10 protein-coding genes and 2 pseudogenes are annotated in these 13951 nt (G+C 43.3%); 7 read left to right on the top strand and 5 right to left on the bottom strand.

Annotated features, from left to right (window positions below):
• Positions 1–8: 8 nt before the first annotated feature.
• A complete protein-coding gene (locus tag DXA15_RS05925) occupies positions 9–2168 on the top strand; it encodes a S46 family peptidase (RefSeq protein ID WP_046145343.1) in 2160 nt (719 codons plus the stop codon).
• A 123-nt stretch (positions 2169–2291) separates the two neighbouring features.
• Here DXA15_RS05925 and DXA15_RS25455 read toward each other — a convergent pair whose 3' ends face one another.
• The 3 genes from DXA15_RS25455 to hemW all read right to left on the bottom strand — a co-directional run bounded on the left by DXA15_RS25455 (position 2292) and on the right by hemW (position 4297).
• Entirely contained in the window at positions 2292–2462 is a 171-nt protein-coding gene (locus tag DXA15_RS25455) for a hypothetical protein (RefSeq protein ID WP_007654848.1), read from the bottom strand.
• A complete protein-coding gene (locus DXA15_RS05920; RefSeq protein WP_199676228.1) occupies positions 2455–3030 on the bottom strand; it encodes a zeta toxin family protein in 576 nt (191 codons plus the stop codon). Before DXA15_RS05920 ends, DXA15_RS25455 begins: the two co-directional genes overlap by 8 nt.
• Positions 3031–3169: 139 nt before the next feature.
• A complete protein-coding gene (gene hemW / locus DXA15_RS05915; protein WP_128133432.1) occupies positions 3170–4297 on the bottom strand; it encodes a radical SAM family heme chaperone HemW in 1128 nt (375 codons plus the stop codon).
• Positions 4298–4478: 181 nt separating this feature from the next.
• Between hemW and DXA15_RS05910 the strand changes: the two are divergent.
• A pseudogene (locus DXA15_RS05910) lies at positions 4479–6634 on the top strand (elongation factor G).
• An 88-nt stretch (positions 6635–6722) separates the two neighbouring features.
• On the opposite strand, the gene DXA15_RS05905 reads toward DXA15_RS05910, so the two are convergent.
• Positions 6723–7205, bottom strand: a complete 483-nt coding sequence (locus DXA15_RS05905) for a YkgJ family cysteine cluster protein (protein ID WP_007654842.1) — start codon at positions 7203–7205, stop codon at positions 6723–6725.
• Positions 7206–7337: 132 nt separating this feature from the next.
• Here DXA15_RS05905 and DXA15_RS05900 point away from each other — a divergent pair, with 132 nt between their 5' ends.
• The 5 genes and pseudogenes from DXA15_RS05900 to DXA15_RS05880 all read left to right on the top strand — a co-directional run bounded on the left by DXA15_RS05900 (position 7338) and on the right by DXA15_RS05880 (position 12186).
• A complete protein-coding gene (locus DXA15_RS05900) occupies positions 7338–7697 on the top strand; it encodes a hypothetical protein (protein WP_128133431.1) in 360 nt (119 codons plus the stop codon).
• A pseudogene (locus tag DXA15_RS05895) lies at positions 7694–8550 on the top strand (glycosyltransferase family protein). Before DXA15_RS05900 ends, DXA15_RS05895 begins: the two are co-directional and overlap by 4 nt.
• Positions 8551–8960: 410 nt before the next feature.
• Entirely contained in the window at positions 8961–10454 is a 1494-nt protein-coding gene (locus DXA15_RS05890) for an RICIN domain-containing protein (RefSeq protein ID WP_128133430.1), read from the top strand.
• A 41-nt stretch (positions 10455–10495) separates the two neighbouring features.
• Entirely contained in the window at positions 10496–11026 is a 531-nt protein-coding gene (locus DXA15_RS05885) for a hypothetical protein (protein ID WP_128133429.1), read from the top strand.
• Between the two features lie 14 nt (positions 11027–11040).
• The gene (locus DXA15_RS05880) at positions 11041–12186 is read left to right on the top strand and encodes a DUF6383 domain-containing protein (RefSeq protein WP_128133428.1); all 1146 of its coding nucleotides are present in this window, start codon (positions 11041–11043) and stop codon (positions 12184–12186) included.
• A 288-nt stretch (positions 12187–12474) separates the two neighbouring features.
• Here the strand turns inward: DXA15_RS05880 and DXA15_RS05875 are convergent, their stop codons facing one another.
• On the bottom strand, positions 12475–13755 hold the full coding sequence (locus tag DXA15_RS05875; protein ID WP_128133427.1) for an O-acetylhomoserine aminocarboxypropyltransferase/cysteine synthase family protein: 1281 nt from the start codon (positions 13753–13755) through the stop codon (positions 12475–12477).
• Positions 13756–13951 lie beyond the last annotated feature (196 nt).

Here is a 13951-nt window from a genome sequence, read left to right as displayed (position 1 = left end):
AAAACACCATGAAGAAAATCTTATTATCCGTTCTGGCCGCCGCCCTGTCATTGCCCGCTGTTGCGGACGAAGGCATGTGGTTGCTTCCGTTACTCCAGCAGCAGAAGTTTCCGGAAATGCAGGCGCTGGGACTTAAATTGCAGGATTACGATATCTACAGTCCTGATTCCGCATCCCTGAAAGATGCGGTCGTTATCTTCGGCGGAGGCTGTACAGGTGAAATCGTTTCGCCGGACGGCCTGTTGCTGACAAACCATCATTGCGGATACGGCCAGATACAACAACACAGTACGCTGGAGCATGATTATCTGACCGATGGCTTTTGGGCGACAACCCGTGAGCAGGAATTACCGAACCCCGGACTGACCGTCACCTTCATCGACAAGATAGAAGATGTAACCGACTATGTAAAGAAAGAACTGGAGAAAGATACAGACCCGCAAAGCATGAACTTCCTTTCCCCGAAATACCTGAACGGGTTGGCGAAAGCCAAAGTCGGAGAAAAGTTCCTGCAGGATAATCCCGGTACGGAAGTAGAGATTAAAGCCTTCTACGGAGGTAACGTATATTATATGTTCACGAAGAAAATCTATTCCGACATCCGCCTGGTCGGTGCTCCTCCTTCATCTGTCGGTAAGTTCGGTGCGGATACCGACAACTGGATGTGGCCGCGTCATACCGGCGACTTCTCCGTCTTCCGTGTCTATGCCGATGCGAACGGTAATCCGGCGGAATATTCCGAATCGAATGTCCCGCTGCGTCCGAAGCGTTGGTTTAAAATATCCGTCAAAGGTGTTGAAGAAGACGATTATGCCATGATGATGGGATTTCCCGGCCGCACAAACAAGTACTATACCTCCTGGGAGGTGGCCGAACGTCGCGACATAGACAATACAGTTCGTATCAATATCCGTAACCTTCGCCAGGAAGTCATGTTGGACGAGATGCTGAAAGACCCATCTGTCCGTATTCAGTACGCCAGCAAATATGCCGGTTCGACTAATGCCTATAAGAATGCTATCGGAAGCAACTGGGCAATAAAGAAACGTAACTTCGAGCAGGTAAAAAAAGAAGAACAAGACCGTCTGATTGCCTGGGCGCAAAAGAATAACGAATCAAGCTACCCGGAAGCCTTATCGACCCTCGAACAGATAGTTTCCGACCGGAAAGACCTCCGTTTCCGTAGCTGGATGCTGGATGAGGCTATCCTGCGTGGGATTGAATTTGCAAAAGTACCGACAGAGGTGCAGTCCGTCAGTGATGCCCTGAGAGGAAAAGACCGCAACGAGCAACAGAAACAAATCCGTCTGCTGGATATGGCTTACCATCGTTTTGCCGATAAGGATTATGCCCCGGAAGTAGACAAGAAGATTGCAAAGGTCATGCTGAAAGAATACCGCCGCCTGGTTCCCGCAAAGTCCCAGCCTGCTTATTTCTCTTTGATTGACAAGAAATTCAAAGGTGATGTAGACCGTTTTGTCGATTACCTGTTTGATAAATCTATCTACGGAAGCGAAGAGAACTTCGATAAGTTCAAAACGCGTCCTTCCGTGAAAGCCTTGGAGCAGGACCCGATGATCTTGTTTGCCAAATCCGTGCAGGAGGAGAAAGCGAATCTGAATGCCGCCCTGGCCGATTTCGATTCCGGATATGCGTTGGCTCATAAAGAATATGTAAAAGGATTGCTGGCAATGTATCAGGATAAAGCCAATTTCCCCGATGCCAATTTCTCTCTGCGCCTGACCTATGGACAGGTGAAAGGCTATCGTCCGAAGGATGCCGTTTATTATAACTGCCAGACCACTCTGGACGGTGTGATGGAAAAGGAAGATTCAACGAATTGGGAGTTTGTTGTACCGTCCCGCCTGAAAGCGCTTTATGAAGCCAAAGACTTCGGCCGCTATCAGATGCCCGACGGACGAATGCCGGTAGCCTTCAGTGCAACGACCCATACTACCGGAGGTAATTCCGGCAGTCCTGTCCTGAATGCGAACGGCGAACTGATCGGTATCAACTTCGACCGTAACTGGGAAGGTGTAGGCGGCGATATCCAGTACTTACCGGACTATCAGCGCAGTATCATCGTCGATATCCGTTATGTCTTATTCCTGATCGACAAATATGCCGGAGCCGGCTATCTGCTGGAGGAGATGGATTTGGTAGAATAATAGGAAAGAAATCTGAATTCCAGATAGCTGGATGTGAACGTCTGGCTATCCGGGATGGGATTAAAGCCATAAAAAAAGCGAATGATTGATACAATCACTCGCTTTTTTTATATTCTGATATAATTAAAACATGCCTTTTTCAAGTTCAGCTGCTTTTACGCGGAAAATATATCCGTTACGTGAGAATACTAATTCTCCGTCTTCTTTCTTTTTCTGGTTAACTAAGCGTTGAAAAGCTATATTGGCTCCTTTAACTATATTCTCTTCAAATTCTCTTACTTCTTGTTCACTCATGATGTTCAAGTTTAGTGTAAATATCCGAATTATATATCTCTTTTTTTTCATTCTTGAATCCTTTGGCGATTACTTCCATCGGAGACATAGAATTGTCTGTTATCATCCAATAATCACTAATGGGGATATATAGTTCAAAAAGATTGTGAATACCCGCCTCGTATCTGCGACGGATAGTACTTTCCGGTATGTTATGACCACCGGCAGCCACTCTCATTTTTACCCGTTCCACTGCCAAATCCGGCGTATTCAACCAGAAATATAACAATGTCACATAATATCCTTCCCTTTGTGCTTCCCTGATCAGGTTTGCGACTGATCGGGTGGCGAGCGTAGTTTCCATTGCAAAAGTCTCACCGGCTGCGATGAGTTCTTTGATGCGCTTATACATAATACGACTTGCTTCTACAGCTACGGCGATACTATCTGCATTAAAAGGGGAAAGCCCCTTGGCTATCTCGTCGGAATTCACGAACTCCTTACACTTCAACATTTCTGGAAGTATTGTAAAGGAAGCCGTTGTTTTCCCTGCTCCGTTGCAACCTGATATTATATATAAATATGGCACTATTTGCAGCTTTTGACAGGGCAAATATAGATAATAGTTTTATATGTTGTACAATTTATTTCTCAAAAATCGTGAAAATGTGCAGAATTTGTACGAATAACCCCGCATTTCGTTGTTTCGGAGGGCTGTTTTGTTAAAATTAGACCCATAAAAGGTCGCTCATGATACCATCGGAGATAAAAATCCCTTCCCTGGAAAGGAGTAAAGTTTCGCCCTTTTGAATAAGCAGGCCCTGTTTAAGGTAAGGGGCTGCCTGCTTTTGACAGTAGGCAAGTTTCTCTTTTCCGAACTGTCTTTGAATTTCAACTAAACTGACTCCCCACATGGTACGAAGTCCGGTGATAATGAAGTCGTTGTAGCGGGTGTTTAAATCCAGTTCCTCTACTTCTATGTCGGGTGAACCGCTATCGATTCCCCGGAGATAGGCCGGGAGTGAGGATATATTCCATTGTCGGCTTATTCCGTTATAGGAATGGGCGGACGGACCTATCCCCAGGTATTTCCTGCCGGTCCAGTACGAGCTGTTATGGCGGGAGAGCATTCCGGGACGTGCAAAGTTGGATATTTCATACTGCTGATATCCGTTTGCCGTCAGCCGTTCTATCAGTGAGGTGAAAAGGGTTACGCTGACCTCTTCTTCTACGGGAGAAATCTTTCCGGCTTCCTTTAGTTTATATAAAGCCGTACCTTCTTCATATATTAAATGGTAAGCGGAGATATGTGGAATGTCGAGCCGGATAGTGGTGTCGAGATTGGCTTCCCATTCTTTTACTGTCTGTCCGGGCAGGCCGTATATCAGGTCGATGCTGATATTCGATAAACCGTTCTCCTTGCATAACTCGACTGCTCGCACGGCCTGTTCCCGGTTATGGCGACGGTTCAGCAAGCGGAGGTCCTCTTCCTTGAAACTTTGTACTCCCATACTGACACGGTTAAAGGGTAGTGAGCGCAGGGAGGCTACATATTCGGGTGTCATATCGTCCGGATTGGCTTCCAGGGTGATTTCCTGACAATGGCTTACATCGAAAAGCCGGTGGATGGCATTGAATATACGGTCGAAATCTTTCGCCTCCAGTTGGGAGGGGGTCCCGCCACCTAAATAAATGGTTTCGACAGGTTCGCCATCCGTATACTCCTTGCGTAATTCCAACTCACGGATCACGGCGGCAAGGTACGGTTCTTTGTACTTCATCTCCGTGTTGGAGAAAAAATCGCAGTACAAACAACGTTTTGCACAAAAGGGAATATGGATATAAAGACCTGCCATATTATACATATATTTAATGGCAAAAGTAGTGAATCTATCTCTGATTTCATAGGCCTGTTACATAACATAGTTCTCAAACACGGGGCAGATAATTGTTTTTTTCCTGTACATTCTCTAATTTGCGGCCTCGTGAGTAATTCACGTAATGATATTTATTGTTAAACTCAAAATACCTGATATCATGAAAGTATACCAAACAAACGAAATTAAGAACATCTCTATCTTGGGAAGTTCGGGCTCTGGGAAAACCACTCTCGCTGAAGCAATGCTTTACGAGGGTGGAGTTATAAAACGTCGTGGCTCTGTAGACGGAGGAAATACAGTGAGCGACTATTTCCCGGTTGAGAAAGAGTATGGATACTCAGTGTTCTCAACCGTTTTCAGTGTTGAGTGGCAAGACAGGAAGCTGAACTTTATCGATTGTCCGGGTTCGGACGACTTTATCGGTGGAGCTGTTTCAGCCCTGAACGTTACCGATACGGCACTGATGGTGTTGAATGCCCAGTATGGTGTGGAAGTGGGAACAATGAACCAGTTCCGGTATACAGAACAATTTCATAAACCCGTTATCTTCGTTGTCAATCAGTTGGATAACGATAAAGCGGACTATGACGGAACAATTGCCCAGCTGAGAGACCAGTTCGGTAGCAAGATTGTTCCTATCCAGTATCCGGTTAGTACAGGAGCATCTTTCAATGCCGTTGTCGATGTATTGAAAATGAAGATGTATCGTTGGAAACCCGAAGGCGGTGTGCCTGACGTTCTGGAAATTCCGGCAGAAGAAATGGACAAAGCATGGGACTTCACAAAGCGCTCGTTGAGGCAGCTGCCGAAAATGACGATATGCTGATGGAAAAGTTCTTCGAAGAAGGCACATTGAGTGAAGACGATATGCGTGCCGGTATCCGTGCCGGTTTGGTTATCCGCGGTATGTTCCCGGTATTCTGCGTTTGTGCAGGACGTGATATGTGCGTTCGCCGTACGTTGGAATTCCTTGGAAATGTGGTTCCTTGTACCGACAAGATGCCTCGTCCGGTAACAACTGACGGCGTGGAGGTTACTCCTGTAGCCGATGGCCCGACAAGTCTGTTCTTCTTTAAGACTACTATAGAGCCGCATATCGGCCAGGTTTCCTATTTTAAAGTGATATCAGGAAAAGTAAAAGCAGGAGACGATTTACTGAATGCCGACCGTGGTTCGAAAGAACGTATCGCACAGTTATTCTCCGTAGCCGGACAGACTCGTAACGAAGTGTCTGAAATGGTGGCAGGTGATATCGGTGCAACAGTGAAGCTGAAAGATGTACGTCGCGGTAATACCCTGAATGGTAAGGGATGTGATTATAAATTCGACTTTATCAAATATCCGGACCCGAAATACCGCCGTGCCGTTAAGCCGGTTAACGAATCGGATGCGGAAAAGATGATGGAAATCCTGAACCGTATGCGTGAAGAAGACCCGACATGGGTTATCGAACAGTCTAAGGAATTGAAACAGACTATCGTTTCCGGACAGGGAGAATTCCACTTGCGTACGTTGAAATGGAGAATTGAAAATAATGATAAGCTGCCGATTGAGTATCTTGAACCGAAGATTCCGTATCGTGAAACCATTACAAAGGCTGCCCGTGCTGACTATCGTCATAAGAAACAGTCCGGTGGTGCAGGCCAGTTCGGTGAAGTTCACTTGATTGTAGAACCTTATTATGAAGGTATGCCGGCTCCGGATATGTATCGTTTCGGCGGACAAGAATATAAAATTAGCGTACGTGATACGCAAACTATTGATTTGGACTGGGGTGGTAAGCTGGTATTTATTAACAGTATCGTTGGTGGAGCCATCGATGCCCGTTTCTTGCCGGCTATTCTGAAAGGTATTATGGCACGTATGGAACAGGGACCGTTGACCGGTTCGTACGCCCGTGATGTGCGCATCATTGTCTATGATGGCAAGATGCATCCGGTAGACAGTAATGAAATTTCTTTCATGTTGGCCGGTCGTAATGCCTTCAGTACTGCCTTTAAAGAAGCTGGTCCAAAGATTCTCGAACCTGTTTATGATGTAGAAGTTTCCGTTCCGGGTGATTATCTGGGTGATGTAATGAGCGACTTGCAAGGACGCCGTGCCATCATTATGGGTATGAACAGTGAAAAAGGCTTTGAAAAGTTGTTGGCAAAAGTTCCTTTAAAAGAAATGTCCAACTATTCAACTTCTTTGAGTTCTATTACCGGTGGCCGTGCTTCATTCACAATGAAGTTCTCTGCTTACGAACTTGTACCGTCAGATGTACAGGATAAGCTGTTGAAGGCTTACGAAGCTACTCAGTCAGAAGATTGATTAATAAATTAGTATCTAACTATAAGGCATCCTCTTTGGGGGATGCCTTTTTTGTTTCTTTTAGCTGGTATCGCAAGTCGTTTTTTCCTTAAAACTCCTGTTTCAACTGCTCTAACGTATGGAATACTGCCGGGCAGGTCTCTGCATTCTTAATTGTCAGTGCATGTATCTGGTAGAACTTTTTCCGGTCCGTATGCGGATATTCCCGGCAGGCTTTCGGACGGTCCTCATAAATACTGCAATAATTGTCGCTTCCCAGGAAGGGGCAAGGCATTGAACGGAATACATACTCCTTATCTTCGTCGATATGTAAATGTCGTTGAACGACTTCGTGTGGTTTGATACGCAAGGCTTGTGCAATCCGTTCGATATCACGGTCTGTGATGCGCGGTCCCAATGTTCGGCAGCAATTCCCGCAGTCCAGGCAATTGATAGAATCGAATACCTCCTGGTGAATGGCATGTATCGTGTCGTCCAGTTCCCGGTGACGGTTCTTCTTGATAGATTTGAAAAAAGTCTTTGTTTCCTTCTCTACTTTTTTAGCTCTCTCAGGGAGGGAGTTAATATCCATAAAATGATTATGTTTCAATTTGAAAAGGCAAATGTAAGCATTTACGGTGGAAAAAGAAAAAGCATCTTCATACAGTTGTTGCAATGCTGTAACAGCGGTTGCGTTTCTTTGTGTAGTGTAAATATCTTACGTATGAAACTAAGAAAATATTATCCGACCGTTGTGCTTTCTGACATTCACCTGGGTTCTGAACACTCCAGGACGAAAGAAGTAACCAATTTCCTTAAACATATTGATTGCGACCGTCTGATTCTGGTAAAACTGGCACAGGTCAAACGCCTTGACGGAATTATCTGCGTTCATATTCATCAGGCGGCAAATGTTCGGTACGGCAATGTTCATTACCTGAATTCCGGCGATTGGGTGGAAAGCATGACTGCCCTGGTTGAAAATGAACAAGGAGAATGGAATATTCTGACTTACAATAAGGCAGAGTACGATATGGAGGAAGAATCTGTTTCAAAACCTGTATTATATGCTGAAGTGATATGAAAATGCTGTTTATCATACAAGGGGAGGGTAGAGGTCATCTGACACAAGCCTTGTCTCTCCGGCAGAAGCTGGCAGACGAAGGCCATCAGGTTGTCGGTGTGCTTGTCGGGAAAAGTCCGGCCCGTCGTATCCCTGATTTCTTTATGGAGAAAATCAATGCACCGGTCTATTCTTTTGAAAGTCCGAACTTTCTGCCTACGGCAAAGAATAAGCAGGTTAATTTGCTGAAAAGTATAGGATATAATGTATTGCGACTGCATAAATATACGGCTAGTATACACTATATTAACCGGATGATAAAGGATACAGGTGCAGATGTGGTAATCAATTTTTATGAGTTGTTGACGGGACTGACTTACTTGTTTTGCCGTCCGAAAGCGATGATGGTTTGCATTGCTCACCAGTATCTTTTTCTGCATCCTGATTTCTCTTTTCCCAAGCTGAATGCAGTCTCTTTATCTTTGTTGAAGTTTTTCACCCGTGTAACGGCTATTATATGGCAAATGCCAAAGCGTATGCAACGACAGCCGGTTTCGAATCTGTTTGCGAAGCGATGTATCTGGATAAGCCTGTCCTGATGATTCCAACCCATATTGAACAGGCCTGTAATGCTTATGATGCATCTTTGTCGGGAGCGGGTACGGTGGCCGAGCACTTCGATTTGGATGCTTTGCTGCATTTATCAGAAACCCACCAGCCGAATCCTGTATTCCGCCATTGGGTACAGCAGGCGGATTGGTTAATCCTGCGTGAATTCCGTGAAGATTTGTTGATGGAGGAGATGCCATCATCCGTTTGGCATCGCTTGTCTATGCATTGGGTGTATAGGGTGACGAAGACATTTTCGATTTAACCGGTATCGCATTTTTGTGATAAGTTTTTATTGCGTTAAAGCGGTAATGGCTCTTCGCCATTATTTATTCCGGTTAGTTTATATATAATATTAATGTACGTGTACATTTTATAATGCTTGCTTATAGCTTTCCTTATCTGGGTTCCCTTTTCATGTTCCTAGTTATAATCCGGAAATGGGAAAGGAAAATAAGGTTTGTCATTTTTATCCCCGATTTTGTACAAACTATCGTATTCAATTGATAAGAAAGGATATGACCTGATAAAAAAATCAATGAAAATAATTGTGGATAAAAAACTATTGTTTACTTTTGCTGAAGTATTTGACGATCGTATGAAAAGCCGGTAGATAAGACCGGTATTATTAGATAGAACTTTAAATTACTTAGTATTAATATTAAATTTTTGATTATGAACAAAAAGTTTTCTACGCTTTTAGCCAGCGTTTTGCTGGTTGGATCCGTTTCTGCTAATGCGCAGGTTAATGCGGATCAGGTATCAAAGCTTGAAAAGGGATTTTATGCCTTGAATGCTTCCGGAACAGCGGTTACAACGACAGATGGTTCTACTGTTGTAGGTAAAAATCTTCAGGTTGTAGATGGTAAATTAAAAGTTGCGAATGATCTGACTTCAGATTATAACAATGCTTTGTGGACAATCACTGCCAGTGCAACAAATTCAAATCACTTTACCTTGGTGAATAAAGCTACAGGTTTGGCTATTACATTCGATCCGAAGACTGCTGTTGTTGCTGATAAAAATGGTGCAGTAACGGCACCTGCAACAGGTCAGTTATTAACAGGTCAGAGTATGGCTTGGGGATGGGTTGCAAACTCTTACTCAAATGAGTTGGAAGCTCCTAAAGCATTAACTTATGCATTGTCTGTTGACTCAACAATGGCTTTGGCTACTGCTACAGACGGTACTGTTTTTGCTTATAAGTATGCTAATGCAAAACCGGCAACAGGTGTTATAGCCTTGACTATTCAAGCAACTAAACCGACAACAGTAGCAATGACAAAAGATGATCTGAATGTTTTGGACGGTGGTACTAATGGTCTGTATTTCACTTTAACTCCAAAGAAAAAGGATCTGAAAGTTGATATGATCAGTGGCGTTAAATTCCAGGCTGAAGATATCACAGGAGGTTATGTTGCTTTGAAAGAACTTGGTACTAAAAAGTATCTGCGTGTAGATACTGCTGTTCATGTTGCTACCGGTTTGAATAAAGATAATCTTTATCAATTGGCTCGTAAAGAACTGAAAGCAGGTGAAACTACTGCAGCTTCTGTTCCTAACCATTTTAAGATTGTAAAAGATTTGTTTAAAGACAGCGTTTTTGTTTCAATCAAACAAGATGGTTCAAGATTTACGTATGATGAAGCAGGTAATGCAACTGGTTCACAGTGGGCTACAGCTATGGTTTTGACCGGAGCTCCTCATGCAGCAGCTGATTATTGTACTTTGTCAAGCATCTTGTTGACTCCGACAACTGAAGTAATGACATTCTTTAAACCAGCAACTCCTACTTCTGCTACATTGGTAGAGGAAAACTTGCTTTTCGCAGTTTCTGATCCTGCAACAGCTAGCGACTATAAAACATCTGTTGCTGACGGTTTGTATTATATTAAGAACTCAAAAGGTCAGTACTTAGCATCTCCGATCTATAATAACGGTGATGATGCAAAATGGGTAACTGTTGATGCTAACGAACAGAGCGTTGCTAATATGCCTGCTTATCAGTGGGTTGTATTGAAAAATAATACTCTTTCTTATTTTGCAGACAAATCATCTGTAGAAATTATCAACCGTGAATTTGCAGGATTGAATGCAAATGCTATTCAATTGTATAAGAACGAGGTGCTACCTACTATTATACAGCTGCTACTTTTGATGATCTGGTAGCTACTGACTCTTTAGTATTCGAACAGATTACAGATAAAGCTGTGTTAGGTAATGAAAATCTTGGTTATAAAAAACTTACAGCAAATGAGTTGAAGGTTAATCGTTATACATTCAATTACTTTAATCCGTATGTAAGCGATAAATATATTGGTAAGGCAACAGACTCTCTGTTAGTTGTAATGGATGGTATTATTCCGTTTGAATTAACAGCTGGCGTTGAAGAAGCTTATGGTTATGCAGTTCCTGCTACTGGAAATCGTGTTGCAGATTTGAAACAATTGAAGAGACAGTCTTATACAATGGTTTCTCCTTCTGCAAAGGGTAACTTGAAGTTCGGTCAGAATGTAGAACATAAATATGTAATTTCTAAAGAAAACGATATTACAGCTACTCCTTTCTACTTCAAAGAAAATAACTATGCTAAGCGTGCAAGCGATGACGCAAAGAACAGTTTCTATGCTTTGGTTACATTTGATGTAAATGCTTCAACTGCAGATGATATCAATGGTAAAGCTGGTGTTGCAGACGAAACATTAGATGCAACATTGAACAACAGGTTATCAGCGAGGTAAGAACTTCTTCTTTCTTGGTTGCTCCTTATGGTGCTCCTTTGTATCGTCGTTTCAACTCTAAGGTTTTGGAAGGCAATGAAGAAACTCCTGATGCTCCCGATACATTACGTTTTGTAGAAAAATATCGTAAAGAGTATTTACAGGTAGAAGCAAACGAAAACTTCAAGGTTGATGGTATCAAGTTCTTAGGTATCTATACTCCTGACTTTACAAAAGATGGTAAATCATTTATCGTTGATACAGCATTCGTAAATCGTTGGAATGGTGCTATCAAACCGCAATATTTGATCTCTATTAACCGTATGGATCAGGCATTCGAACCGGGTGAAATGTGTCCTGTATGTAAAGAAATTGTAGCAAATGGTGGTACTCGTCCTGTAAACTGTCCTCACGATAAAGCTGGTAAGGCTCCGTTCCACATGGGTGAATATCTGGTTAACTTCGCAGACTCTGTAAATAATGCAGCTAACAAAGCTGATTATGCTTGGAAAGGTTACACTCGTGCTGGTTTCGTGAAAGCTGCTCATATGGGTGATAGCTTATTCATTTTGACAGGCCGTTTTGCAGATGTAACATTAGCTACATTCGATACTGCTGTTATCAAACAAGCTGTAAAAGATAAGAAATATGCAGAAAAGTATATCGTAAACTTACAGAAAGACAACCACAAAGCAGTAACATGGTCAATGCGTTTTGTAGATCCTGAAAAGGCTGCTAAGGAAAATGAAGAAGATCGTGCATTCTTGATGGAATCTCAGAAAGCTGAAGGCGATAAAGATATTGCTCCGACTAAGGGACAATGGTTGAAGATGCAGAACGGTTGTATCGTATTGTCAGGTTCTTTGGATGGTTCAGAATCTTCATTTGATCAGATTACTGGTGCTGATGATGCTTTGATCTTCAATGTTGAACAGGGTAATAAAGAAGATATAGCTACAGAAAACGAAGCAATTTCTACTTCTGCTGTAACTGTAATCGCTGGTAACGGTGACATCACAATCAAGGGTGCTGCTAATAAGACTGTTACTATCAGCAACGTTCTTGGTCAGACAATTGCTAGCACAGTTCTTTCTTCTGACGAAGCAACTATCTCTGCTCCTGCAGGTATCGTAGTTGTAGCTGTTGAAGGCGAAGCTGCTGTTAAAGCAATCGTAAAATAAGAATTAAAGAATAATTAAATAGAAAATAGCTTCTCTGCCTTTCCCCTATGGGGAAGGGCAAGTAGCCTGTGAAGGCGAACAGATTGGAAGCGTAATTTTAGTAATAAAAATAAAATAAAGTTCATCCATGAGTATCCCTGCGAAGGGAGGAAATGGACAAAAAACAACCCCGGCGGTATTCAATACCATCGGGGTTTTGTTTTTAATTAGCTTCCGGAAACGGAGTTCATTATGTTTAATAGGAAACCGTATTCTATACAATACGATTTCCTGTTGAATAACTATTGATTACTGATTTAAAGCCTGCTCAATATCCGCAATGATATCCTCCGCACTTTCGATGCCGACAGAGAAACGGATCAGGTCCGGAGCGATACCGGCTTCCTTCAATTGTTCGTCGGTCAACTGGCGATGCGTATGGCTTGCCGGATGAAGCACACAAGTACGGGCATCGGCCACATGAGTAACGATAGCAGCCAGTTTCAGGCTGTCCATAAATTTGATAGATACCTCGCGTCCGCCTTTCAAGCCGAATGACAGGACGCCACATGAACCGTTCGGAAGATATTTCTTTGTCAGTTCGTAATATTTATTTCCTTCCAGATCCGGATAGTTTACCCAGGCTACTTTGTCGCAATTCTGAAGCCATTTAGCTACGGCTAGTGCGTTTTTACAATGTTGCGGCATGCGTAGATGCAATGTTTCCAGTCCCAGGTTCAGCAGGAAAGCATTTTGCGGAGACTGGATAGAACCCAGGTCACGCATCAACTGGCTGGTAGCCTTAGTGATATATGCCAGTTTCCCGAATGTCTTTGTGTAAGTCAGGCCGTGATAAGAATCATCCGGCTGGCAGAGACCCGGGTATTTGTCGGCATGCGCTTCCCAATCGAAGTTACCGCTGTCGACGATACAACCTCCGACGGCAGTCGCATGTCCGTCCATATATTTGGTCGTAGAATGCGTAACGATATCGGCACCCCATTCGAATGGGCGACAGTTGATCGGTGTGGCAAATGTATTGTCGACGATCAATGGAACGCCATGTTTGTGAGCGATACGGGCAAACTTTTCAATATCCAGTACCATCACTCCCGGGTTGGAGATCGTTTCACCGAACAATAACTTCGTATTCGGGCGGAACGCCTTGCTGATCTCCTCTTCACTGGCATCCTGGTCGATGAATGTACATTCGATGCCCAGCTTTTTCAGGGTAACGGACAGCAGATTGTATGTACCGCCATAAATGCCGGTTGCGCTTACGATATGGTCGCCGGCTTCGCAGATATTAAAACAGGCAAAGAAGTTGGCGGCCTGTCCCGATGAAGTCAGCATCGCTGCCACACCACCTTCCAAAGCGGCGATCTTGGATGCAACGGCATCATTGGTCGGGTTTTGCAGACGGGTATAGAAATAACCACTCTCTTCCAGATCGAACAGTTTCGCCATCTGTTCGCTGGTCTCATACTTAAAGGTAGTACTCTGATAGATAGGCAGAACGCGAGGTTCTCCTTTTTTAGGTTGCCAGCCACCCTGCACACACAAAGTTGCCGGCTTGAATGAATTGCTCATATTATTAAATGTTTGCTATGTAATTATATTCTGCTGACAAAAGTAAAGAATAGTTCGTTCCATTAATACAAATCTACGATCATTTATCAGGGCGACCGCACCAAAATTCCTCTAAAAAGTTTATCATTGCAAAATGAATACCTCTAATTATTTTTCAGAAGTGACAGATCCTCGTGTAACAGGTCGCTGTCTACAT

The organism is Parabacteroides sp. AM58-2XD, from assembly GCF_003463685.1.
Lineage (GTDB): Bacteria > Bacteroidota > Bacteroidia > Bacteroidales > Tannerellaceae > Parabacteroides > Parabacteroides segnis.
This window is presented reverse-complemented; position numbering and strand designations above follow the sequence as displayed.